We start from the raw sequence: 21,726 nt of genomic DNA, 5'->3' as shown, positions 1-21,726 counted from the left end.
CATGCTTCGAGGATTACGCAAGGCCTCATCAAACTGGCTCGGCAAGACCATCATGGCGGTGGTCATGGGCGTCTTGATCGTCAGTTTCGGCGTCTGGGGCATCGCCGACATCTTCAAGGGCTTCGGCCAGTCGACGGCGGCAACCGTGGGCCGCACCGAGATCTCGATCAACGAGTTCCGCCAGATCTACACCGACCGGCTGCAGCAGATCGGACGCCAGATCGGCCGGCCGCTGACCACGGACCAGGCCCGCATGTTCGGGCTTGATCGCAGCGTGCTGCAGCAAACGATTGCGGAAGCCGCGCTCGACGAGCAGGCTCGCCGTCTGGGCCTCGGCCAGTCCGACGCCGAGACCATGCGGGTGATCCTGAGCGATCCCAACTTCAAGGGCCCCAATGGCGCGTTCGATCCGCAGCGCTTCCAGGCCATCATCCGCAATTTCGGCTTCACCGAGCAGCGTTATCTGGCTGACCAGCGTCGGCAGTCGCTGCGTCGCCAGATCACCGGCACGATCGCAGCCGGGCTGGAGCCCTCCAACACCCTGCTCGATGCGCTCAGCCGCTTCCAGAACGAACAGCGCTCGATCGACTATCTCAAGCTCGATGCGGCCCAGGCCAGCGCCATCGACGCGCCCTCGCCCGAAGTGCTCGCCTCCTATTTCGACGAGCACAAGGCGCAGTTCAAGGCGCCGGAGTATCGCAAGATCTCGTTCGTCCTGCTGACGCCGGAAGAGATCGGCAAGTGGACCACCGTGTCGGATGAGGATGCCAGGAAGCTGTTCGACCAGCGCAAGGCCCTGATGGGCACGCCGGAGAAGCGGCAGGTCCAGCAGATGACGTTCCCGAGCCCGGAAGAGGCGCAGGTGGCGCGCGCGCGCATCGCCGCAGGCGAGGTGACGTTCGATGAGCTCGCCAAGGAGCGCAACCTGAACCCGGCCGACCTCGATCTCGGACTGGTGACAAAATCGGCCATTCTCGATCCCGCCGTCGCCGACATGGCGTTCTCGTTGCCGACCGGCGAAGTCAGCCAGCCGGTCAAGGGCGCCTTCAACGTGGCGCTGGTGAAGGTCAGCGCGATCCAGCCGGGCCAGCAGCCGGCCTATGAGAGCGTCGCCGCCGACATCAAGAAGGAGATCGCCGCCGACCGCGCCAAATCGGAGGTTGCCACACTGCGCGACAAGATGGAGGACGAGCGCGGGGGCGGAGCGAGCGTCGCCGAGGCCGCCAAGAAGCTCGGCCTCAATGCCGTGACGGTGGAAGCGGTCGACCGCTCCGGCAAGCAGCCCAGCGGCCAGCCGGTGTCGAACATTCCGCTCGGGCTCGATGTGGTGTCCCAGGCCTTTGGCAGCGATGTCGGCGTCGATAACGAGCCGATCTCGTTCCGCGGCGGCTATGTCTGGTTCGAGGTGCTCGGCATCACGCCGCCGCGGGACCGTACCCTCGACGAGGTCAAGGATCAGGTCGCGGCCAAGTGGCGCGACGACGAGGTCGCCGCGAAGCTGCGCGCAAAGGCCACCGAGCTGGTCAAGAAGCTCAATGAGGGCGGCAAGCTGGCCGACGAGGCGTCGTCGCTTGGCACCAAGGTCGAGACCGCAACCGCGTTCAAGCGCGATGCCACGCTGCCTGGCGTGACGCCCGGCGTGATCACGGCGGCGTTCCGTACGGCCAAGGATGGCGTCGGCCAGACCGAAGCCGATGGCGGCCGCCAATGGATCGTGTTCCGCGTGACCGACATCGTCGAGCCCAAGGTCGATCTGGCGTCCGAGGACATCAAGAAGCTGAAGGACCAGCTGCAGCGTGCACTGGCCGACGAGCAGGGCACGTCGTATGTCCTGAAGCTCGAGAAGGATATCGGCACCACGATCAACGAAGCGGCCGTGGCCCAGGTGGTCGGCGGCGGCACAAACCAATGACGTATCGCTAGGGGCACGCGCTTGATGAACGATCTCAAGTCGATCATTGGCAAGGTGGCGACGGGCGCTGCCTTGTCCCGCGACGAGGCCGCGTCCGCCTTCGACAGCATGATGTCGGGCGAGGCCACGCCGTCGCAGATGGGCGCGCTGCTGATGGCGCTGCGCGTCCGCGGCGAGACGGTGGAGGAGATCACCGGCGCCGTCAGCGTGATGCGCGCGAAGATGCTGCGCGTCGATGCCCCGGCCTCTGCGGTCGACATCGTCGGCACCGGCGGTGACGGATCCGGGTCCGTGAACGTCTCGACCTGCGCCTCCTTCATCGTCGCTGGCGCCGGCGTGCCGGTGGCCAAGCACGGCAACCGCGCGCTGTCGTCGCGCTCGGGAGCAGCCGATGTGCTTGCCGCGCTCGGCGTCAAGATCGACCTGAAGCCCGACCAGGTCGGCCGCTGCGTGCGCGAGGCCGGCATCGGCTTCATGTTCGCGCCCGCCCATCATCCCGCGATGAAAAACGTCGGCCCGACCCGGGTCGAGCTCGCCACCCGCACCATCTTCAACCTGCTCGGACCGCTCTCCAACCCGGCTGGCGTCAAGCGCCAGATGGTGGGCGTGTTCTCGCGGCAGTGGGTCGAGCCCTTGGCGCAGGTGTTGAAGAATCTTGGTTCGGAAGCCGCCTGGGTCGTGCATGGCTCCGACGGCCTCGACGAGATCACCCTGACCGGCCCGACCTTCGTGGCGGCGCTCGAGAACGGCCAAATCAGGACCTTCGAGATTTCGCCGGAAGAAGCCGGCCTCGGCCTGTGCGGCAGCGACGGGCTGAAGGGCGGTGACGCCACGGCCAATGCGGTGGCGCTGCAGAGCGTGCTGGATGGCCTGCCGAGCCCCTACCGCGATGTTGCGCTGTTGAATGCAGCCGCAGCCCTCGTCGTCGCCGGCCGCGCCGGGACGCTGAAGGAGGGAGTTGCGATCGGACGGGACGCGCTCGACAGCGGCGCAGCGGCGGCGCGGTTGAAGCAGTTGATCGAAGTCTCCAACGGCTGATCTCCAGGAGCGAGCCATGTCCGACATCCTGGCCAAGATCGAAGCCTACAAGCGCGAGGAGATCGCGAGCGCCAGACGGGCGTGCCCGCTATCGGAACTTGAGGCCCGGGCGCGCGAGGCCTCGCCGCCACGCGGCTTCGTTGCGGCGCTCCGCAGCAAGCACGCGAGCGGCGACTACGCACTCATCGCCGAGGTCAAGAAGGCCTCGCCGTCGAAGGGACTCATTCGCGCCGATTTCGATCCGCCGCAGCTCGCGAAAGCCTATGAGGCCGGCGGCGCCGCCTGTCTGTCGGTGCTGACCGATACGCCCTCGTTCCAGGGCCATCTCGACTTCATGGTCGCAGCGCGCGCAGCAACGGCCTTGCCCGTGCTGCGCAAGGATTTCATGTTCGATACCTATCAGGTGGTCGAGGCGCGCGCGCATGGGGCCGACTGCATCCTGATCATCATGGCGGCGCTCGACGACGCAGCCGCCGCGGACATCGAGGCGGCGACGCTCGCCCACGGCATGGACGTGCTGATCGAGATCCACGACCGCGCCGAACTCGATCGCGCGCTGAAGCTGCGGTCACCGATGATCGGCATCAACAATCGAAACTTGCGGACCTTCGAGACCACGCTTTCGACCTCCGAGACGCTGGCGCCGCTGGTGCCCAAGGAACGACTCCTGGTCGGTGAGAGCGGCATCTTCACGCCGGCGGATCTCGCACGACTGGCGCGCGTCGATATCCAGACCTTCCTGGTCGGCGAAAGCCTGATGCGGCAGACCGACGTGACGGCGGCGACGCGCACCCTGCTTGCGCGCGACGCGACATCTGCAAGCGCGGCTGAGTGATCATGGCCGACACGCCTGACGGACCATCCCTCACCCACATCGACGCCCGCGGCGAAGCCCGCATGGTCGATGTGTCGGACAAGGCCGCGACGGAGCGGATCGCCACGGCCGAAGGCCGGGTGGTGATGAGCCCGGCGACGCTCGAGCTGATCGTGTCCGGCAACGCCAAGAAGGGTGACGTGCTCGGCACCGCGCGCATTGCCGGCATCATGGCCGCGAAACGGACCTCCGAGCTGATTCCCCTGTGCCACCCGCTGGCGCTGTCGAAGGTCACGGTGGACATCACGACCGACGCCACCCTGCCCGGCTGCGTCGTGAGCGCGACCGTCAAGGTCACCGGACCGACGGGAGTCGAAATGGAGGCGCTTACCGCCGTGTCGGTCGCCTGCCTGACCATCTACGATATGATCAAGGCCGCCGAGCGGGGGGTGCGCATCGAAGGCATCCATCTGACTGAAAAGATCGGCGGCAAATCCGGCCATTATCGCGGCTGAAGGTATCTGGAAGCCAGATACAACTTCAAATTAATTGTTCGCTAACTGATCTTGCTAACCTCACTTCCATTGCAGGCCTGTAGCCATTGCTGTGGGAGGGTCGTTGTAGCGGTCCATCCTCAAACGCTTTTCGCACGCGTGTTCGGGACCGATGACGACCAACACCAGTCCAGGAAGTGCCCTCAAAGCTTCGGCTGACCGCAGCGGACCGATCCGCTGGCTCGTTGGCGGAGGCCTCGTGCTGATCGCGGCCATCGCGATCGGCGCGACCATCATGGCCGACAGCTTCCGCGAGCGTGCGCTGAACAGCGCAACGCGCGAGCTGGAAAATACCGTGCTGCTGCTGGCGCGCCATTTCGACCAGCAGATGGAGGACCTCGGCGCGATCCAGCGTGATCTCGCCAGCTACGTCCGACAGAGCAACCTCGATACCAGCGCGCGCTTCAAGGAGCAGATGGCAAGCGCCGCCGTCAACACCATGCTGAAGGGCAAGCTGAGCGCGATGTCCTACGTCGGCGGTCTGAACATCTTCGACTCCGACGGAAACCTGATTAACTCCGCAGCGGCTTGGCCTCTGCCGTCCGTCAACATTGCCGATCGCTCCTTCTTCAAGCGGTTGAAGTTCGATCCGACCGCGCCGCAATTGCTGATCGAACCCGTCGTGGGCCGGATCACCGGCAGTTATGTCGCGGTCATCGCGCTGAAACTCACCAGTCCCAAAGGCGAATTCCTCGGCGTCATCAGCCGCAGTCTCGAGCCCATCAATGTCGAGCGGTTCTTCGCCTCCGTCGCCCTCGGACCCGAGGCTGCGATCTCGATGATGCATTTCGACGGCACCCTTCTCGCCCGCTATCCGCGCCATGACGGGATGATCGGCCAGAACTACAAGGATGCGCCGATCTTCCGCCAGATCCTTTCCGGTGACGGCAACACGACGGGCATCTTCAACAGCCCGGTCGATAGCGTGCACCGCATCGGCGCGTCGCACCGGCTGACGAGCTACCCCCTGATCGTGACCGCCACGACGACGGTGACGGCGGCGCTCGCCGACTGGCGCGAGCAGATGCGCTTCCTGATCGGCGTCGGCGTGACGTCTGTGCTGCTGATCGCCGGCATGCTCACGGTCGTCGTGCGCCGGCTGATCAGCGACCATGAGGCCTCGAGCCGGCGACTGACCCTGGAGAAGGAACGGCTCGACAAGGCCGTCAACAACATGACCCAGGGCCTGCTGCTGTTCGACGCATCGGAGCGTCTGGTCATCAGCAATCAGCGCTACATCGACATGTACGGCCTGTCCGCCGATGTCGTGAAGCCCGGCTGCACCTTCCGCGAGCTGATCGCCCACCGCAAGGCCTCTGGCTCGCTCGCCGGCGACGACAGTGAATATGCCGATGCCGTGCTGCGTGACGTCGGCCGCAAGAAATCGCAGATCATCGAGACGCCCGACGGTCGCTCGATCCAGATCGTCAACGAGCCGATCATCGGCGGCGGCTGGCTCGCCACCCATGAGGACATCACCGAGCGCAGGCGGGCGGAGCAGCAGATCACCCATCTCGCGCATTATGACGCGCTGACCGAGCTGCCGAACCGCACCCTGTTCCACGAGCGCCTGAAGGAGGAAATGGCGGGCGTCGCCCAGGGCCGCCAGATGGCGCTTCACTACATCGACATCGACGAGTTCAAGGGTGTCAACGATTCGCTCGGCCATCTGATCGGCGACGAACTGTTGAAGTCCGTGGCGAGGAGCCTGCAGGCCTGTGTCGGCAGCGCCGGCTTCGTCGCCCGGCTGGGCGGCGACGAGTTCGCGGTGGTGCAGACCACGATCAAGAGCCGCGAGGACGTCAGCTGCCTGGTCGATGACATGCTCGCTGCGATCCGCGCCCCGCGCGACTGCCTCGGTCATCAGTTGACCGCCGACGCCTCGATCGGGGTCGCGCTGATTCCGCAGCACGGCAACGATCTCGATCAGATCATGAAGAACGCCGATCTGGCGATGTATGCCGCCAAGGCTGCGGGACGCCGCACCTGGCGCTTCTTCGAGCCGGAGATGGACGCCCAGGTCAAGGCCCGCCACCAGCTCGAGGTCGATCTGCGCCAGGCGATCGTGGACGATCAGCTCGAGGTCTACTACCAACCGTGCGTGAGCCTGCAGGACGACCGCATCGTCGGCTGCGAGGCGCTGGTGCGCTGGAAACATCCGACGCGCGGCAATGTCTCGCCGGCCGAGTTCATCCCGATCGCCGAGGACACCGGCATGATCAACCAGCTCGGCGAGCGCGTTCTGCACGTCGCCTGCGCCGAAGCTGCGACCTGGCCGGACGACATCCGGCTGGCGGTCAACGTCTCGCCGGTGCAGTTCAAGAGCGGCACCCTGGCGCTCAAGGTCGCCAAGGCGCTTGCCACCTCCGGCCTGGCGCCGCGCCGGCTCGAGCTCGAGATCACCGAGGCCGTGCTGATCCGCGACGACGATGCGCTCGACACCCTGCATGAGCTGCGCGCGCTCGGCGTGCGCATCGCGCTCGACGATTTCGGCACCGGCTATTCCAGCCTCAGTTATCTGCAGCGGATCCCGTTCGACAAGATCAAGATCGACCGCTGCTTCGTCAAGGACATCACCGAGAGCGAAGGCTCGGCCGCGATCGTCCAGGCCGTCGTCAACATCGCCGCGATCCGCAAGATGGCGACGACCGCCGAGGGCGTCGAGACCGAGGCGCAGCGGCAGGTGCTGAAACGGCTCGGCTGCTCGGAGATGCAGGGCTATCTGTTCAGCCCTCCGAAGCCGGCCGCCGAGGTCCGAGGCCTGTTCGCCGCGCATCGCGCCGGCGACCCATCCGGCCGACGCCCGCGTTCCGATGCGGCCTGACGCCGGATCTGATCGTCGATCGATCGAGATCGTCGACAGTTGAATCAATTGCGCAAGCCGGCTTCAACCATGTCCCGCAATCGGCCCGGCCGCCGCTTGAACATCGGCGCCGTCGCACGACTTAACCGAGACAGACGAACGCAGACTCCACGTTTGCCTGTCACGCTGGTCGAAAACCACGACGGGACGGCCGCAAGGCCGCCCCGCCGGGCGTGAGCGTCGCGGGCCCGAGACCGAGCTTTCGCGCTTCAACCCTCAAGACCGCTCAGTTCGGCACCGCCGCCTTGGCGCGGACGTCGGCATTCACGGTGACGCCGCGCAGCACGTTGAAGGCCGCGTGCAGCGCCTTGTCGTCCTTCTCATCCGGCGGCACGTAGGACTGCGAGCCGGTCTGCTCGGTGCCGTCGGCAGCCGACAGATGGCCGCGCATCCCCGCCTCGCCCTTGAGATCGGTGCGATCCTTGAGCTCGTCCGGCACGTCCTGCTTGACCTCGATATCCGGCGCGATGCCCTGCGCCTGGATCGAGCGGCCCGAGGGCGTGTAGTAGCGCGCGGTGGTCAGCGCCAGCGCGCCGTTGCCGGCGCCGAGCGGAATGATGGTCTGCACCGAGCCCTTGCCGAACGAGCGGGTGCCGACCAAGGTCGCGCGCTTGTGATCATGCAGCGCGCCCGCCACGATCTCCGATGCGGAGGCCGAACCGCCATTGATCAGCACGACGATCGGCTTGCCCTTGGTGAGATCGCCGCCGCGGGCGGTGAAGCGCTGCGTCTCCTCGGGATTGCGGCCACGGGTGGAGACCACCTCGCCCCGCGGCAGCAGCGTGCTGGAGACCGACACCGCCTGGTCGAGCAGGCCGCCCGGATTGTTGCGCAGATCGATGACGTATCCGGCGAGTTTCTCCTGCGGAATGTCCCGGGAGATGCTGGAGATCGCCTTGCGCAGGGTCTCGGTGGTCTGCTCGTTGAACGAGGTGATGCGGATATAGCCGATATCGCCGCCCTCGGTGTGATAGCGCACCGGGCGCACGCGAATGATCTCGCGGGTCAGCGTGAGATCGAGCGGCGCCTCCTTGCCCTTGCGGATGATGGTGAGCTTGGTCTTGGTGCTGACCCCGCCCTTCATCTTGGCCACCGCCTGCTCGAGCGTCAGGCCCTGCACGCTGTCGCCGTCGATCTTGGCGATGAGATCGCCGGAGAGAATGCCGGCCTTCGACGCCGGCGTATCGTCGATCGGGGAGACGACCTTGACGAGCCCATCCTCCATGGTGACCTCGATGCCGAGACCGCCGAACTCGCCCGACGTCGTCTCCTGCATGTCGCGCCAGGACTTGTCGTTCATGTAGCGCGAGTGCGGATCGAGCGACGACACCATGCCATTGATGGCGCCTTCGATCAGCGCGGGATCATCGGGCTTCTCGACATAGTCGGCGCGCACGCGCTCGAACACCGCACCGAACAGGTTGAGCTGCGAATAGGTGTCGGCCATGCCGGCCGCCGCCTTGGCCTTGGCCACGAGTTGCGCGCCCTCCGGCCCCGAGACCATCAGGGTCAGACAGACGCCGGTCATCGTGCCTGCCAAGAACAGCCAGTTTTTCCGCATTGCTTTGCTTCCCGAGCCTTTGTTGGATGGCCGGCGGATCGCGTGATTCGAACGATCCGAACGCCTTGCCGGCAGATTATTGCACGAACTCACACCACATTTCCGGTTTCTTCAAGGCCGATATGCCACCTGGCCTGCCCGGGAACGGTGCCACCTTGAGGTGCGACTCCGTTAACCGAAATGGACGTTCAGCGACCGAAATCAAGATCGAGACCAAGAACGAGACTTGGCCTCTGCCGCGCCCCACCGCCCCCGTCCGGTCTTTCACGGTCCCCCGGCGATCACAACTCAAGGAGCCGTGTCCACGGCGACGAACGAGCGTGCTGGGAATCGCGCGCGTCCGCCGGCGCGCAGCTCGGAATGGCTTGCACCCGCCCGGTCCCCTGGGCAATGCTGGATAACAAAGGATAATCGGTGCTGGGAGGCAGGCATGAATCAACAAACCCCGATTGAAGCCGGATGGCGCAACGTCGAGCTGGGCTCCAGCGATGAAAAGTTCCAGAACCTGCACGAGTTCATCCGCAAGGCGCGGACCCAGCTCAACCAGAACGCCTGGGACTATATCATCGGCGGCGCCGAAACCGAGACCACGCTGCGCCGGAACCGGATGGCGCTCGACGAGATCGCGTTCCGTCCGCGCGTGCTGCGCGACGTCTCCAGGGTCGACGGTTCGGTCGAATTGTTCGGGCGCAAGCTGCGTCTGCCGGTGGTGCTGGCTCCGGTCGGCGCGCTCGAGATCTTCGATCCCGCCGGCGCCGCCAGCGTCGCGCGCGGCGCCGGCCGGTTCGGGGCCGCGCACATGCTGAGCTCGGTCTCGGAGCCGGGACTGGAGAAGACCGCGGAAGCCGCACCCGACGCGCTGCGCATCTTCCAGCTCTATGTCCGCGGCGACGATGCCTTCGTCGAGGACTATGTCAGTCGCGCCGTCGCGAGCCGCTACACCGCCTTCTGCCTGACCGTTGACACCGCCCATTACAGCCGGCGCGAACGCGACATCGCCAAGCGCTATGTGCGCGAGAGCCGGCTGCGCGCCACCGGCGGCGACCATCAGAAGGCGTTGAGCTGGCAGACCGTGACGCTCATCAAAAACAAGTTCAAGCTGCCGCTGATCATCAAGGGCATCGCCACCGCCGAGGACGCCCAGATCGCGGTCGATCACGGCGTCGACTGGATCTACGTCTCCAACCATGGCGGCCGCCAGCTCGATCATGGCCGCGGCGCCATGCATGTGCTGCCGGAGATCGTCGCGGCGGTGAAGGGCCGCGCGAAGATCATGGTCGATGGCGGCTTCTGCCGCGGCACCGACATCGTCAAGGCGATCGCCTCCGGCGCCGACATGGTCGGCATCGGCCGGCTGCAATGCTGGGCGCTGGCCGCCGCTGGCGAGGACGGCATCCTGCGCATGCTGGAGCTGTTGGAGGACGAGGTCATCCGCGCGCTCGGCCTGCTCGGCGTCACCTCCTTCGCCGAGCTGAACGCGTCCTACCTGCATCCGGCGACCGCCACCACCATGCCCGGCGTGTTCAGCGCGTTTCCGCTGGCTGACATCGAGCCCTACCGCTATTGAGGAGGCCATCCTTCGGCTTCCCTTCTGGCAAAGACACGCGCCGCAATGCTTCCTTCCGATCTCCGCCCCGGCGCGGCCGACGCGCTGCTGTTCGATCTCGGCCGCGTCGTCATCGACATCGATTTCGCACAGGTCGTGGCTTGCTGGGCCGGCTACGCCGGCTGCGCGCCGGAGGAGATCGCATCGCGCTTCGTGCGCGACGACATCTATCACGGGCATGAGCGCGGCACGGTCTCCGACGCCGCGTTCTTCGCCAATCTGCGCGCCCAGCTCGGCATCGACATCACCGATGCGCAGTTCCTGGAGGGCTGGAACGCGATCTTCGTCGGTCCGATGCCCGGCATCGCCGCGCTGCTCGCTCGCGCCGCCGAAAGGCTGCCGCTGTACGCCTTCTCCAACACCAACCAGCCGCACATCGATCACTTCTCGCCGCGCTACGCCGATCTGCTCGGTCACTTCCGCGAGATTTTCCTGTCGTCGTCGATCGGACGGCGCAAGCCGGATGCCGAGGCCTATGATCACGTCGTCAAGGCCATCGGCGTGCCCGCGGAGCGCATCGTGTTCTTCGACGATCTCGCCGAAAACGTCGACGGCGCGCGTACCAGCGGGTTGAAGGCGGTGCTGGTACGCTCGACGGACGACATCGCCACGGCGCTGCAGGCTTTGGAAATCTGACGGCATCTCCGAACGACGCATCATGGCCAACGGCCTCGATTCCACGCGGATCGGCCCAAGAACCATCCAAAACCTCCGCCGTCGCCCCTGCGAACGCAGGGGCCCATAACCACAGGCGGCCGTGATAAAGCAGAAACTCGTCCGGCATCGCGCGCAAAACCTCTCCCTGTGGTTATGGGTCCCGGGTCGGCGCCCCACCGCCGCTGGCGCGGCGCCGGGGCTTGCCCGGGACGACAGCGGAGGATGGCGTGAGTGCGGCGCTTGCAACGGCCGTCCCGAGCGCACATGAGGACACCGCCAAGCACAAGCTATCTCCTCCGTCATTGCGAGCGCAGCGAAGCAATCCAGAGTCCGTCCCGCGGAGAGATTCTGGATTGCTTCGCTGCGCTCGCAATGACGGCGTTCAATCATGCAAGATTGTTCTCGCGGCTCGATATGCCCGAGTTTTGCTGCTGTCATCACACCCTCCTCCAGACGGAGGGCGCAGGGAATGCCGGGCTGCTGGCCGCAACCCATGGCCCGCCTGCAACAAAAAAGCAGGCGGCAGTCACCACAGGTCCAGCCGACATCCGGCATTCCCTGCGCGATGGTTTTCACGCTTACTTCGCGCTCTCCCCGGTGCCCGGCTTGTTGGCCACCGTCGCCATCGGGATCATCATCACCCGCCGGCTTGGCATCGGCTTCGGGATGCCAGGACCACGCGACTTCACGTCCGCAAGCTGCCGTTCGTCCGCGCGCCATCACAGCACGCTGCGTCATCCTGCGGCCACCGCATCCCGCGCTCCACGTTCCGTGACGATCGCGAAGCGCCCCTCCTGTCGAGCACGGGACCAAATCACCATAGCATCGTTTCTGAAAAATAGAAACATAAATTTCAACGGGCAGTGGCGAAGCGAGCGGCGTCAAACACCTGCTGATGATTTGGACCAACTGGCCTGACGCATCCGGACAAGCTAGGATCGCCATCCCGCGCGATCATGCCGCCGCAGCCTGCCGGAGCGCATCATGACCCTCGACATCATCTCCCTGCGCGACCGGCCCGACCTGATCCCGCGCGTGTTCTCGGCGGAGCTCGACGGGCTGTGGCCGGAGTTCATGCGGAACGACCGGACGGCCATGCTGTACTACGGCGAGGCCGCGTTCGATCACTATGCCGACTGCGCCATCGCCGCGCTCGACGGCGACGAGGTGGTCGGGCGCGGCTTCGCGATTCCCTTTGCATTCGGCATCGACGGCCGGACCGACTTGCCCAACGCCGGCTGGGACGAGGTGATCCGCTGGGGTCACGAGGACCGCATGCTGGGGCGACGCCCGACGACGATGAGCGCGCTGGAGATCGCGCTGCTGCCGAAGGCGCGCTTGCCGGGCAGCTCGCTGGCGATGCTCGAGGCGCTGAAGGGGTGCGCCCGCGCAAAGGGTTTTGCCGAGCTATACGCGCCGGTGCGGCCGAACCAGAAGCATCTGGCGCCGCGGACGCCGATGCACGCCTATCTGGAGCAGCGCCGCGCCGATGGCCAGCTTGCGGATTCCTGGCTGCGCACGCACCTCGGCATCGGCGGCGAGATCGTCAAGATTGCGCCGTGCTCGATGACCATCGTCGGCACGCTTGCGGAGTGGTCGCAATGGACGGGCGTGCCGTTCGATCGCTCGGGCGAGATCGAGATCCCCGGCGCCCTGGTGCCGCTGCTCGCTTCGATCGAGCACGACCATGCCGTCTATGTCGAACCGAATGTATGGATTCGACATTCGGTCTCGCAGACGGCACGACCAGTCGCTTGAACCAGGATGCCGCCGTCGCATCATGTCGGCCCGTCTTCGTGTTGCGGAGCGAGGTGAGACGACAAAGGCGCCATCAGTTCGCCGCCGCGACGCGTTCCTCCAAGAATCCAATCACCGCGTCGAAAGCCTGCCGCCGATTCCGCTCCATCAGGATCATGTGGGTGCCCTGTCCGATCACCACCAGCCGCTTGTACGATGCCCTCTCCAGGCGCACGAACAGGTCCTGTGCCACGTCGAAACGGACATCGACGTCCCACTCCGCAGCGAGCACGAGGACCGGACACGCAATCGTGCCAGGATCGTAGAACGGATCGTCTGCGGTCCAATGCACGCGCACGTCCTGCACCGCGCCGGACGGCGCGCGGATCGTTCGAGGGTGCGGCGAGTCCGGATCGGTCGCCAAGGTCGCCTTCTCCCAGGTCTCGAACCAACCGTCGGGAATCAGGTCGTGTCGGGCATGCTCCGGTGCCGCGCCGCGCCAGACGGCCTCGAATGCGCGCGGGCTGACGATCCGATAGGCGCCAAGCGGCCCGCCGGCATCGATGCGCAGCCGCTCCTTCGAGAGCCAGAGCGGCGTCACCAGGATCAGCTTCTCGAGCCTTTTCTCGAGCCTTGCGCCCGCTGCGCTCGCAAACGCGCCCGCAATGGTGGCGCCCCAGGACATGCCGAGCACGTTGACGCTGACAACTCCGCGGGACCGGCAGATGAAGTCGACAGCGGTGCTGAAATCATCGAGGGCGGTCCGCGCGGTGACCAAGGGAGACCCGTCCTCCGGCGCGCGCGACATCTCCGGTGGTCGGCTGGAGCCGCCATAGCCACGCGCGTCGACGGCCCAGACGTCGTACCCGGCCTGCGCCAGCACATCCATGAAGGACATATCGGCGACCGCGACGTCGAACAGGCTCGCCGACGAGAAGGTGGCGCCGTGCATCATCACGAGCGTACGCTCGGCCGAGAAGCGGTGCAGATCATGCCGGCGCTTGTTGAGGAGATGCAGCCGCACGTCGGGCTCGGGGCCGGCAATCAGCCGGCTCTCGGCAACGACGCGCGGTGACGATGGGGCGTTCTGGGTCATGGTCATGGTCACCTCAAACGAACTGCCAGGCGAACCGGTCGCCGTCGCGGCTGATGCGCCCGGCCGAGGATTCGGCGAAGTGGGTCGTGAACACGAGCGAGCGGGTCTCCGCGGCGTGCTCCATCGCCCAGCGGCGTGACGTCAGTGCCGCCGCCGGGAATTCGCAATAGACCGAGTTCCAATCCGGACGTGCGACCTGCAGGGGATGATGCATCACGTCGCCCCAGAACAGCGCGCGCTCGCCGCGCGAGGTGAAGCTGACGCAGGCGTGATCGATGCTGTGACCCGGACTCGGCAGGAAGCGGAAGCCCTCGACGACCTCCGAGCCGTCGACCACGATCTGCCGCGCTAGGCCGGCCTCGACGATCGGCCGCACGCTGTCCTCGTAGACCCCTGAAAGCGGCGGGTGCAGCATCGGCCCGAGCCTTGCGTCATCTCTGATCGCGGCATCCGAGCCATCGCCGGCCGAGAGTGCCACCAGATATGCGTGCTCGCGGCCAGAGAAGACGTGTTGTGCGTTCGGAAACGCCGGCACCCAATGGTCGTTGGCGAGGTGCGTATTCCAGCCCACGTGATCGGCGTGCAAGTGCGTCAACAAGACGAGGTCGACATCTTCGGGCGTGACTCCGGCCGCCCGCAGCCGCTCGAGAAATGGCGCGTTCAAGCGGTGCAGCACGGCCGCGCCGGGCCGCTCCTTGTCGTTGCCGGTGGCGGTGTCGACCAGGATCACCCGGCTTGGCGTTCGCACCAGCCAGCTGTGAATGCTGAGCCGCAACGATCCCGTCCGCGGATCGACCGATCCCGGCCCAAACCCGCCGCGTTCCCGCGCGATGCTGCCGGGATCGATGCCCGGAAACAGAAACTCACCGTCGACCGCGTCGAGGCCGATCTCGAAGATCTTGCTGATGGTCGCGTCCCCGACGCGATAGGTCATGATGTCCTGCATGTCTCGCTGCCTCGGTCCGAACGATGATCTTGTCTCGGCCGAGATCTAGGACTAGGTCATCCATTGCTCAAATCGATCCAGCTCATGCAGTCCATCGACCATTTCGATCTTCGTTCCTTCGACCTGAACCTGCTGGTCGCGTTCGACGCGCTGATGCAGGAGCGCAGCGTGACGCGCGCGGCCGCCCGCCTCAAGGTCGGGCAACCGGCGATGAGCCACACCCTGTCGACGCTTCGCGTGCTGCTACAGGATGAGCTGTTCGTCCGCGTCGGCACCGTCATGCAGCCGACGCCGCGGGCCGCGGTGCTTGCGGGGCCGGTTCGCGCTGCGCTGGCGCAGATGCAGGCCGCGCTGCACGCCGCGCCGGAGTTCGATCCGGCAACCGAGCAGCGCACCATCCGTCTGGGCTTTTCCAGCGAGGTCGAGCTGCTGCTGATCCCCGAACTCACAGCCGTGCTCCGTCGATCGGCGCCGGGCTTGAGGCTTCTCAGCCGACCGACGGAACGCCACGAGGTGCATCGGCTGCTCGACGAGGGAGCCCTGGATGTTGCGGTCGGCTGCTTCGAGGCCGTCGCGCAACGGCACAGATCTGAATTCCTGTTCGAGCAGGCGCTGAGCTGCGTCTACAATCCGCAGCGCATATCCGTGAAGATGCCGATCAGTCTTGCCGACTACCTGTCCCTCCCGCACGCATTGGTGACGCTGACCAACAGCCTGCAGGGCTGTCTGGAGGCGGCGCTGGATGAGATGGAGACCGAGCTCAACGTCGTCTCGGCCTCCTCGGAATTCCTGAGCGTGCTGGCGACCGTGGCCGACTCGCCCGTGATCACGACGATACCGACGCGGATGGCGAGGCTCTACGGGCCGCGCTTCGGGTTGATGCTCTCTCCCGCGCCGTTGAAGCTGCGGCTGCCCGCCGTCTCGATGGTCTGGCCGCTGCAACTCGATCGTGATGCAGCCTCGGTCTGGCTAAGACAGTCGGTGGCGGACATCCTGCACATGACCGAGCGAGCCGCCTGTCGCACCGCTGCGGAATAATGCCGCGACGCGAGCCCCCGGGGTCCACATCCGCTCAGGTGTCGCCACGCTCGCAGCGTCGATGCAATGGACGGGCGTGCCGTTCGATCGCTCGGGCGAGATCGCGATTCCCGGCGCGCTGGTGCCTGTGCTCGTATCGCACGACAACAACCATGCCGTGTATGTCGAACCCAACGTGTGGATTCGCCATCCGGTTTGAGTTTGTTGATGCTGGCCACGCGCGGATCTCGGCGATAGAAGCTGTCAGCAGCGCGCCCCCGCGGAATCATCACGCATGTCTGCTTCTCGCCCCGCCTCGTCCTTCTTCGTCGCGCCGCAGGCGGCGACGTTTGTGCTGCTCACGCTGAACATCGCGATGTTCGCGGTCACGCTGCTCCAGAGCGGAGCGCCGACGCCATCCAGCGCGGTGCTGTTCGGCGACGGCGCCATGTATCATCAGGCGCTGGAGCGGCACGAGTATTGGCGGCTGTTCGCCTACGGCTTCCTGCACGCCACGCCGGTGCATCTGCTTGGCAACATGCTGTGCCTGATGGTGTGGGGCGGTCACCTGGAGCGGCGGCTCGGCGCAACCTATTTCATCCTCATCTACGTCGCGACCATGGTCCTCGCCGGCCTCGTCGGCGACTTCATCCACACCAGGCCCTACATGACCGTGGGCGCCTCCGGCGCCACTTCGGGGCTGCTCGGCGCCCTGCTCTGTCTGTGGATCCTGGCCAAGATCGAGCTGTCGGCGAGCTTCTTCATCAGCAACCTCGCCTTCAACATTGCGCTGACCTTTGCCGATTCCCGGATCAACTGGGCCGCCCATCTCGTCGGCTTCACCGCCGGCCTGCTCGCCTGCGCAGTGCTCGATCTCGTCGAGCGGGCGCTTCGTCATCTCCTGGGCGCCAAGTTTCCCGAGTTTCTGAAGCTCAATCTCTGGCTGCTCGCCGCTGTCGGCGCCTGGCTGGCGTGGACCGCGGGCATTCGGCTCGATCCGCAATCGCCGACGCCGGTCGCGGCACTGGGGCTCGCGCTGATCCCGGTCACGATCAAGCTGATCGATGTCGTGCTGCTACTGCGCTACGGCCTTGCGATGGTCATCGCGGCCCTTGCCGTCGCGAACGGGGCGGCGATCGCTTGCGCAGTGATGGCAAGCTCAAGCGCGCTAACGGCGGCGTGCCGGCTGCCGCTGCCGCTCGCCAACATCTCGCCTTGGATCTCGCCTTGGATCGCAGCGGGCTGCGCCCGGCAGGATCTCGTGGCGGTGATCGCGGGCGGCCTCGCCGCTGGCCTGACCCTGCTGCTGCTCAACGCGCCGCTCAGGCGCGGCCTCGGCGACGTCGGCTTCATCGGCGCCTCTCTGCGCGCAGCGCGGGCCCGCAGCGTCGGGCTCTAGACCGGTCGATGCATCCGGGCGGCGCCGCGCATGGCGCTGCGCGACCGACGCGGTTGATATGAACTCGTCCCTGGCGCATTCTGCCGGTGATCCTCGCGCGTCACCATCAGCCCCGGTCATGGTCGCAACTCCGGACTACATCGCATTCCTGCGCGAGCAGTTCGCGCCGCTCGGCCCGATCGCGACACGCCGCATGTTCGGCAAGACCGGACTGTTCTGCGACGGCGCGATGCTCGCAATGGTCACCGACAATACGTTGTATTTCCGGGTCGATGACGAGAACCGGGCGATGTTTGCCGAAGCGCAATCACATCCACCGCTGAATTACACCAAGAAAGGCGTCACGATCGATCTCGCGTTCTGGCGCGCGCCGGATCGATTGTTCGATGATTCCGAGGCGTTCGTCAGTTGGGCGCGTTCGGCGCTGGACGCGGCACGACGGGTCGCAACGAAGCGAAACAAGATCCCTCCAACGGCCCGAAAAAGGAAACAACATGGCTGAGACCACGCACCGGATCAGATCGGGTCGCGCGCAGCTCTCGGCGGAGGTCGCGGGCCAGGGAGACCCTGTCGTCTTCCTGCACGCCGCCGTGTTCGACCGCACGATGTGGCGGGCGCAGGTCGATGCCGTCGCGGCGACGCATCTGGCGATCGCCTATGACCGGCGCAGCTTCGGCGGGACGGTGGCCGAGCCGGAGGATCATTCTCCCGTCGCCGACCTGCTCGCCATCATCGACGCGCTCGCGCCGGGGCAGCCGGCGACGCTGGTCGCCTGCTCGCAAGGCGGCCGCATCGCGCTCGACTTCGCGCTGGCGCATCCGTCGCGGACCCGGGCCCTGGTGCTGATCGCGCCCTCGATCAGCGGCGCGCCGGAGCCGGTGCTCTCGCCGCCGATCACTGCGCTGGTCGCCGAAGCCGCCGCTGCGGAGGCCGCGCGCAATTGGGACCGCGTGAGCGCCCTCAAGGCGCAGCTGTGGCTCGACGGTCCGCTGCAGCGCGAGGGGCGCATCTCGGGCGAGCTGCGCCGGATGTTTCTGCAGAAGAACACGGCGGCGCTGCTTGCCCAGCCGGTCGGCGCCAGCCTCGATACCGCCCCTGCCTTCCCGCGGCTCGGCGAGATCTCAGCGCCAGCGCTGGTGATCTCCGGCGATCTCGACTTTCCCCACATCCAGGAACGGAGCAGGCTGATCGCAACGATGATGCCGCATGCATCGGGCGCTGCGATCGCGGAGACCGCGCATCTGCCGAGCCTGGAACGGCCTGACGAGGTGACCCGGCTGATCGCCGGGTTTCTCGCGCGATTGTGAGCCCTCTGCCACACGAAAGATCCATGAATCGTCCGAACGCCGCGCGGCGGCTTAGGCCTTGGCCGCGTCGTGTGCGTTCGGTTAGAAGGCAATCCCGACTCGTCTCGTCCCCTCTCCGAAGGTCCTCTCATGGCGCTGATGCCGGTGTCCGAAGCGTTGTCCGCGGTGCTCGCCGGCGCCGAGCCGCTGGCCGAGGAGCTGGTCGGGCTGGATGAGGCGTTTCACCGGGTGCTGGCGCACGACCTCGCGGCGCTGCGGACGCAGCCGCCCGAGGCAATGTCGGCGATGGACGGTTATGCGCTGCGCGCGGCGGATGCCGCCACCGCGAAGGCGCGGCTGAAGGTGATCGGCGAGGTCGCCGCCGGGCGGCCGTTCGATCGAATCGTCGGACCCGGCGAGGCGGCGCGGATCTTCACCGGCGGCGTCGTGCCTGACGGAGCCGACGCCGTCGTGATCCAGGAGGACACGATCGCCGCGGACGGTCACGTCGTGATCACCGAGCCCGCGATCAAGGGCCGGCACATCCGGCCCGCCGGCGTCGATTTCCATCAAGGGATGGTGCTGCTGAAGGCCGGCCGCCGGCTCAGCGACCGCGATCTGTCGCTTGCCGCGAGCATGAACCATCCGGCGCTGCCGGTGCGGCGGCGGCCGAAGGTCGCGCTGCTCGCCACCGGCGACGAGCTGGTGATGCCGGGCGCGACCCCCGGCCCGGGCCAGATCGTCTATTCCAACGGCTACGCCTTGCGCGCGCTGATGCGCAGCGAAGGTGCCGAACCGATCGATCTCGGCATTGCCGCCGATACGCTGGACGCCACTGTTGCGGGCATCCGCCGGGCGCGCGAGGCCGAGGCCGACATCCTGGTCACCACCGGCGGTGCCTCGGTCGGCGATCACGACCTGGTCAAGCAGGCGCTCGAAGCCGAGGGCGTCGAGATGGCGTTCTGGAAGATCGCGATGCGGCCGGGCAAGCCGATGATGCACGGCCGGCTCGGCGGCATGCGCGTGATCGGCCTGCCGGGCAACCCGGTGTCGTCCTATGTCTGCGCCATCCTGTTCCTGGTGCCGCTGATTCGTGGCCTGCTGGGCCGTGAGGCGCAGCTGCCGCGCGAGACCGCCCTGCTCGGCCGCGAGCTCGGGGCCAACGATTCGCGCGAGGACTATCTGCGGGCGCAGCTCGACAAGCGCGCCGACGGCACGCTGATCGCAACACCCGTGACCCAGCAGGATTCCTCGCTGCTCGGGAATCTCGCGCTGTCGCAGGCGCTCATCATCCGCCCGGCCTTTGCGCCGAAGGCTGTGGCCGGCAGCTCCTGCGAGATCCTGCGCCTGCCGCTCTGAGCCGATTTCCCCGGCAAATCCCGGTCCGTTCACCATATTTTTAGGATTGCGGAACACACATCGAACAGATAGTGTCCGTTCATGATTTGTTTTTAGTATGTTGCGGGCGACTACGATCGTTCGACTCTCCGCCGCTCTTCATCGTTGGGCTTGAAGGGCATCGCGTGGACTCGGGCGGCACCAAACCGGGGACCAAGTCGAGATGCTGACGCGCAAACAGTACGAACTTCTGCGGTTCATCAACGAGCGGCTCAAGGAAGCCGGCGTGCCGCCGTCCTTCGACGAGATGAAGGATGCGCTCGACCTGCGCTCGAAGTCCGGCATCCACCGCCTGATCACGGCGCTGGAGGAGCGCGGCTTCATCCGCCGGCTGCCGAACCGCGCCCGCGCCATCGAGGTGATCAAGCTGCCGGAGCTGTCGCAGGCCGCCAGCAACCGCCGCGGCTTCACGCCGTCGGTGATCGAGGGCAATCTCGGCAAGGTCCGCACCTCGACGCCGGCACTCGACGATGGCGAGCGCCCCGTGGCCGTGCCGGTGATGGGCCGCATCGCCGCAGGTACCCCGATCGAGGCGCTGCAGACCCGCAGCCACACCATCAGCGTGCCCGCCGACATGCTCGGCAATGGCGATCACTACGCGCTCGAAGTGCGCGGCGATTCGATGGTCGATGCCGGCATCCTCGACGGCGACATGGCGCTGATCCAGCGCAACGAGACCGCCGACACCGGCGACATCGTGGTGGCGCTGATCGACGACGAGGAGGCGACGCTGAAGCGCTTTCGCCGCCGCGGGGCGTCGATCGCGCTGGAGCCGGCCAACACCGCCTATGAGGTGCGCATCCTTCCGCCCAACCGGGTGAAGATCCAGGGCAAGCTGGTCGGCCTGTACCGCAAGTACTGAGCCGCACAAGTGCTGAGCTCGCAAGGCTGAGCTCGCAAGGCTGAGCTCACAAGGATTGAGCTCACAGGTCTCATCGCGGCGCACAGGGTTCGCGAGCACACCGACGAGAACGGCGCGAGAGTATGCACGTCGCGCCCGCCGCACAAAATCAAGTCATGCGCGACTGCACCTCATGATGTGCAGCGCGGCACGCTCAAACGCTTGTGATCGCGCGCAGGCACACGCCATGCAGATCAGCGCAGAAATGCCGCGAAGCGCGCGCTAACATCGCTCCCGATGTCCACTCTGATAGAGGCCTGCGCCTGTCCGGGGGGAGCGTGGGTCGGCTATCTCTCAACGAGGAGCGATCCGATGTGTGACTACAGCCTCCATGCCGTTGCGTCCCGTCCCGCCAAGGTCGGCGAGACGTTGATCTCAACGACGTTCCGCGGCACCGCGACCCGCGGCTTCGCCGTGGAAACCGAGCCCAACGTCGCGGTCTGCATGCTGCCCGGCACCGAGCTCGCCTTTGCCGAGGACGTCCGCTACGACAGCCGCTGGCTGTGGACCCGGACGATCCGGGAGCGCGTCGCCAAGTTCAACAGCATCGAGAAGCACATCCCCGATCGCCATCACGACGCCATCGAGTTCGCCGACGGCCGCCACGTGCTGGTGACCCAGCTGTGCGAAGGCCAGCGCGTGACCGTGCTGCAATTGCCCGTCACCAAGCAGCCGGCGGACCGCCGCCCTGAGATCGCGGAGGACCCGGCGGCATCCCAGTCCGCGCCGATCCGGCGCATCAGCATCACCTGACACGCTGGCCATCAGTGATGTCGTCCATCCGGATCGCACGCTGACGCTGCAACCCTCATCCGGCTTTCGCCGGAACCGAGGATTGCGGCGTCGGCGCCGGATCTGGTGTGGCTTATTCAGACTGACTCATTCGCACCGACTCATCGCTGACCGACTCGTTCGAACGAACTCGTTTCAAACCACCGCGT

At 66.4% G+C, this 21,726-nt stretch carries 20 protein-coding genes; 17 read left to right on the top strand and 3 right to left on the bottom strand.

The window, feature by feature from the left end:
• Position 1: 1 nt before the first annotated feature.
• The 5 genes from QQL87_RS04300 (at position 2) to QQL87_RS04280 (ending at position 7,142) form a co-directional block, all read left to right on the top strand.
• Positions 2-1,912 (top strand): peptidylprolyl isomerase, encoded by a 1,911-nt coding sequence (locus QQL87_RS04300; RefSeq protein ID WP_284418810.1) that lies wholly within the window; start codon positions 2-4, stop codon positions 1,910-1,912.
• A gap of 24 nt (positions 1,913-1,936) precedes the next feature.
• Entirely contained in the window at positions 1,937-2,950 is a 1,014-nt protein-coding gene (gene trpD, locus QQL87_RS04295) for an anthranilate phosphoribosyltransferase (protein WP_284418809.1), read from the top strand.
• 16 nt (positions 2,951-2,966) lie between these two features.
• Positions 2,967-3,785 carry an indole-3-glycerol phosphate synthase TrpC gene (trpC, locus tag QQL87_RS04290; RefSeq protein WP_284418808.1) on the top strand — a complete coding sequence of 273 codons (819 nt, stop codon included), beginning with the start codon at positions 2,967-2,969 and terminating at the stop codon, positions 3,783-3,785.
• A gap of 2 nt (positions 3,786-3,787) precedes the next feature.
• Complete coding sequence (gene moaC, locus QQL87_RS04285) at positions 3,788-4,279, top strand: cyclic pyranopterin monophosphate synthase MoaC (RefSeq protein WP_284418807.1); 492 nt, start codon at positions 3,788-3,790, stop codon at positions 4,277-4,279.
• A gap of 151 nt (positions 4,280-4,430) precedes the next feature.
• Positions 4,431-7,142, top strand: coding sequence for a bifunctional diguanylate cyclase/phosphodiesterase (locus tag QQL87_RS04280; protein WP_284418806.1), 2,712 nt, complete (start codon positions 4,431-4,433; stop codon positions 7,140-7,142).
• 265 nt (positions 7,143-7,407) lie between these two features.
• Here QQL87_RS04280 and QQL87_RS04275 read toward each other — a convergent pair whose 3' ends face one another.
• Positions 7,408-8,742: a S41 family peptidase gene (locus tag QQL87_RS04275; RefSeq protein ID WP_284418805.1), complete on the bottom strand. Its 1,335-nt coding sequence runs from the start codon at positions 8,740-8,742 to the stop codon at positions 7,408-7,410.
• Positions 8,743-9,172: 430 nt separating this feature from the next.
• Between QQL87_RS04275 and QQL87_RS04270 the strand changes: the two genes are divergently transcribed.
• The 4 genes from QQL87_RS04270 to QQL87_RS04255 all read left to right on the top strand — a co-directional run bounded on the left by QQL87_RS04270 (position 9,173) and on the right by QQL87_RS04255 (position 12,763).
• Complete coding sequence (locus QQL87_RS04270; RefSeq protein ID WP_284418804.1) at positions 9,173-10,309, top strand: alpha-hydroxy acid oxidase; 1,137 nt, start codon at positions 9,173-9,175, stop codon at positions 10,307-10,309.
• Positions 10,310-10,354: 45 nt separating this feature from the next.
• Positions 10,355-10,984, top strand: a complete 630-nt coding sequence (locus QQL87_RS04265; protein WP_284418802.1) for an HAD family hydrolase — start codon at positions 10,355-10,357, stop codon at positions 10,982-10,984.
• Positions 10,985-11,377: 393 nt separating this feature from the next.
• On the top strand, positions 11,378-11,923 hold the full coding sequence (locus QQL87_RS04260) for a hypothetical protein (RefSeq protein WP_284418800.1): 546 nt from the start codon (positions 11,378-11,380) through the stop codon (positions 11,921-11,923).
• Positions 11,924-12,079: 156 nt separating this feature from the next.
• Positions 12,080-12,763: a hypothetical protein gene (locus QQL87_RS04255; protein WP_284418858.1), complete on the top strand. Its 684-nt coding sequence runs from the start codon at positions 12,080-12,082 to the stop codon at positions 12,761-12,763.
• A gap of 73 nt (positions 12,764-12,836) precedes the next feature.
• On the opposite strand, the gene QQL87_RS04250 is transcribed toward QQL87_RS04255, so the two are convergent.
• Together QQL87_RS04250 and QQL87_RS04245 are read right to left on the bottom strand one after the other, a co-directional pair.
• Entirely contained in the window at positions 12,837-13,844 is a 1,008-nt protein-coding gene (locus QQL87_RS04250) for an alpha/beta hydrolase (protein WP_284418799.1), read from the bottom strand.
• Between the two features lie 7 nt (positions 13,845-13,851).
• Positions 13,852-14,784 (bottom strand): MBL fold metallo-hydrolase, encoded by a 933-nt coding sequence (locus QQL87_RS04245; RefSeq protein ID WP_284418798.1) that lies wholly within the window; start codon positions 14,782-14,784, stop codon positions 13,852-13,854.
• Between the two features lie 84 nt (positions 14,785-14,868).
• On the opposite strand from QQL87_RS04245, the gene QQL87_RS04240 reads away from it, so the two are divergent.
• The 8 genes from QQL87_RS04240 (at position 14,869) to QQL87_RS04205 (ending at position 21,538) form a co-directional block, all read left to right on the top strand.
• A complete protein-coding gene (locus QQL87_RS04240) occupies positions 14,869-15,822 on the top strand; it encodes a LysR family transcriptional regulator (RefSeq protein ID WP_284418797.1) in 954 nt (317 codons plus the stop codon).
• Positions 15,823-15,883: 61 nt separating this feature from the next.
• Complete coding sequence (locus QQL87_RS04235; RefSeq protein WP_284418796.1) at positions 15,884-16,021, top strand: hypothetical protein; 138 nt, start codon at positions 15,884-15,886, stop codon at positions 16,019-16,021.
• A 75-nt stretch (positions 16,022-16,096) separates the two neighbouring features.
• On the top strand, positions 16,097-17,200 hold the full coding sequence (locus QQL87_RS04230) for a rhomboid family intramembrane serine protease (RefSeq protein ID WP_284418794.1): 1,104 nt from the start codon (positions 16,097-16,099) through the stop codon (positions 17,198-17,200).
• A gap of 58 nt (positions 17,201-17,258) precedes the next feature.
• The gene (locus QQL87_RS04225) at positions 17,259-17,702 is read left to right on the top strand and encodes a TfoX/Sxy family protein (RefSeq protein ID WP_349817273.1); all 444 of its coding nucleotides are present in this window, start codon (positions 17,259-17,261) and stop codon (positions 17,700-17,702) included.
• On the top strand, positions 17,695-18,507 hold the full coding sequence (locus QQL87_RS04220; RefSeq protein WP_284418792.1) for an alpha/beta fold hydrolase: 813 nt from the start codon (positions 17,695-17,697) through the stop codon (positions 18,505-18,507). Before QQL87_RS04225 ends, QQL87_RS04220 begins: the two co-directional genes overlap by 8 nt.
• A gap of 129 nt (positions 18,508-18,636) precedes the next feature.
• Positions 18,637-19,845, top strand: coding sequence for a molybdopterin molybdotransferase MoeA (locus QQL87_RS04215; protein ID WP_284418791.1), 1,209 nt, complete (start codon positions 18,637-18,639; stop codon positions 19,843-19,845).
• Between the two features lie 202 nt (positions 19,846-20,047).
• On the top strand, positions 20,048-20,746 hold the full coding sequence (gene lexA / locus QQL87_RS04210) for a transcriptional repressor LexA (RefSeq protein ID WP_012044524.1): 699 nt from the start codon (positions 20,048-20,050) through the stop codon (positions 20,744-20,746).
• Between the two features lie 351 nt (positions 20,747-21,097).
• Entirely contained in the window at positions 21,098-21,538 is a 441-nt protein-coding gene (locus tag QQL87_RS04205; protein WP_284418790.1) for a hypothetical protein, read from the top strand.
• The last annotated feature ends 188 nt before the right edge of the window (positions 21,539-21,726 follow it).

Source organism: Bradyrhizobium sp. SSBR45G (assembly GCF_030159255.1).
GTDB lineage: Bacteria > Pseudomonadota > Alphaproteobacteria > Rhizobiales > Xanthobacteraceae > Bradyrhizobium.
The sequence above is the reverse complement of the archived record's forward strand: the minus strand, read 5'-3'. Positions and strand labels throughout refer to the sequence as shown.